The following is a 3,098-nucleotide window of genomic DNA, read 5'->3' on the forward strand; positions in this document are numbered from 1 at the left end:
ATTGTACTTTGAAAACTGAATACTAGTGATAATTATACAATGACATCTATTTAATATCCTAACGGATATAAATGAAATGAGAGAAAACTCATTAAAAAACAACCAATTATTCTTTAACAGTCTAGAAATAGACTATAGAAAAATCTCAATTAATAACTTAAAAGGTCAAGTTATTAAGGGTGTAGGGCGGATGCCTTGGCACTAGGAGCCGATGAAAGACGTGATAAGCTGCGATAAGCTTCGGGGAGTGGCACATACATTTTGATCCGAAGATTTCTGAATGAGGAAACTCACTTGGAGTAATGTCCAAGTATCCATAGGTAAATACATAGCCTATGGAGGGGAACTCAGGGAACTGAAACATCTAAGTACCTGAAGGAAGAGAAAGAAATTCGATTCCGCTAGTAGCGGCGAGCGAACGCGGAAGAGCCCAAACCAGGTCAGTTTACTGATTTGGGGTTGCGGACATATCTTAAGGAAAGGTTATTGCGAGTAGAATAGGTCTGGAAAGACCAACCACAGAGGGTAAAAGTCCCGTATACAAAGCCAAGAAAGTTCTTGATATGATCCAGAGTACCACGAGACACGTGAAACCTTGTGGGAAGCAGGGGGGACCACCCCCCAAGGCTAAATACTACCTAGTGACCGATAGCGAATAGTACCGTGAGGGAAAGGTGAAAAGAACCCCGGGAGGGGAGTGAAATAGAACCTGAAACCCTACACTTACAAGCTGTGGGAGCGCATTATTGGCGTGACCGCGTACTTTTTGTAGAACGGGCCAACGAGTTACGTTATGTGGCAAGGTTAAGCACTTAAGGTGTGGAGCCGAAGCGAAAGCGAGTCTTAACTGGGCGAATTAGTCACATGACGTAGACCCGAAACCGGGCGACCTACCCATGAGCAGGATGAAGCGAAAGTAAAATTTCGTGGAGGTCCGAACCCACGTACGTTGAAAAGTGCGGGGATGACTTGTGGGTAGCGGTGAAATTCCAATCGAGCTCGGAGATAGCTGGTTCTCCCCGAAATAGCTTTAGGGCTAGCCTTGAATGTAGAGATGTGGAGGTAGAGCACTGAATGTCCTAGGGGGTATTGCACTTACCGAAGACTATCAAACTCCGAATGCCATTATCTTTTATTCAGGAGTCAGACTATGGGTGATAAGGTTCATAGTCGAAAGGGAAAGAGCCCAGACCGTCAGCTAAGGTCCCTAAATGTATGTTAAGTGGTAAAGGATGTGGGATTGCACAGACAACCAGGATGTTGGCTTAGAAGCAGCCACTCATTTAAAGAGTGCGTAATAGCTCACTGGTCGAGTGATCCTGCGCCGAAGATTTCCGGGGCTAAAACATACTACCGAAGCTACGGCATCATAAGATGATGGGTAGGGGAGCTTCCCATGCAGGCTGAAGCGATACCGTAAGGAGTCGTGGACAGTATGGGAGAGAGAATGTTGGCATGAGTAGCGAGATGAGGGTGAGAATCCCTCAGGCCGTAAACCCAAGGTTTCCAGGGGAAGGTTCGTCCACCCTGGGTTAGTCGGGACCTAAGCTCAGGCCGAAAGGCGTAGGCGATGGACAACAGGTTGAGATTCCTGTACTACCGATAATCGTTTGAGAGAAGGGATGACACAGTAGGATAAGCTGAGCACACTGTTGGTTAAGTGTGTCTAAGCGTTGAGGCAGACTAGATAGGCAAATCCGTTTAGTTAATGCTGGGGCGCGATGGGGAGCGAAACTAAGTAGCGAAGCAGCTGATTTCACACTGTCGAGAAAAGTCTCTATCGAGATTAAAGGTACCCGTACCGCAAACCGACACAGGTGGGTGAGGAGAGTATCCTAAGGCCAGCGAGAGAACTGTTGTTAAGGAACTCGGCAAAATGACCCCGTAACTTAGGGATAAGGGGTGCCCCAGCAATGGGGCCGCAGAGAATTGGCCCAAGCGACTGTTTACCAAAAACATAGGTTTCTGCTAAGTCGCAAGACGATGTATAGGAGCTGACGCCTGCCCGGTGCTGGAAGGTTAAGGGGATCTGTAAGAGCAATCGAAGCAGTGATCTTAAGCCCCAGTAAACGGCGGCCGTAACTATAACGGTCCTAAGGTAGCGAAATTCCTTGTCGGGTAAGTTCCGACCCGCACGAAAGGCGTAACGATTTGGGCACTGTCTCAACAACAGACTCGGTGAAATTGTAATCCCGGTGAAGATGCCGGGTACCTGCGACAGGACGGAAAGACCCCATGGAGCTTTACTGTAGCTTGACATTGGGTTTCGATACTACATGTACAGGATAGGTGGGAGACTAAGAAATCAGGGCGTCAGTTTTGATGGAGTCACCCTTGGGATACCACCCTTGTAGTATTGGGACTCTAACCATAGGCCATGAATCTGGTCTTGGGACACTGTCTGGTGGGCAGTTTGACTGGGGCGGTCGCCTCCCAAAAGGTAACGGAGGCGCTCAAAGGTTCCCTCAGTACGGTCGGAAATCGTACGAAGAGTGTAAAGGCAAAAGGGAGCTTGATTGCAAGACATACAGGTCGAGCAAGGTAGAAATACGGACTTAGTGATCCGGTGGTTCTGAGTGGAAGGGCCATCGCTCAACGGATAAAAGCTACCCTGGGGATAACAGGCTTATCTCCCCCAAGAGTCCACATCGACGGGGAGGTTTGGCACCTCGATGTCGGCTCATCACATCCTGGGGCTGTAGTTGGTCCCAAGGGTTGGGCTGTTCGCCCATTAAAGTGGTACGCGAGCTGGGTTCAGAACGTCGTGAGACAGTTCGGTCCCTATCCGTCGCAGGCGTAGGAAATTTGAGAAGATCTGTCCTTAGTACGAGAGGACCGGGATGGACATACCTCTGGTGTACCAGTTGTTCTGCCAAGGGCATGGCTGGGTAGCTATGTATGGAAGGGATAAGCGCTGAAAGCATCTAAGCGCGAAGCCAACTTCAAGATAAGATTTCCCACCGCAAGGTTAAGATCCCAGGAAGACTACCTGGTTGATAGGTCAGAGGTGTAAGTGCAGCAATGTATGTAGCTTACTGATACTAATAGATCGAGGACTTGACCAAGGATATCATTGGATATGACTAGGATTCAGTTTT

Annotated in this window: 1 rRNA gene; it reads left to right on the top strand. The window is 48.4% G+C overall.

The features are described 5' to 3' along the window. The first annotated feature begins 163 nt into the window (after nucleotides 1–163). Nucleotides 164–3,065, top strand: a 23S ribosomal RNA gene (locus tag HMPREF0634_RS05065). Nucleotides 3,066–3,098 lie beyond the last annotated feature (33 nt).

It is taken from the genome of Peptostreptococcus stomatis DSM 17678, assembly GCF_000147675.1.
In the GTDB taxonomy this organism is placed as follows: domain Bacteria; phylum Bacillota; class Clostridia; order Peptostreptococcales; family Peptostreptococcaceae; genus Peptostreptococcus; species Peptostreptococcus stomatis.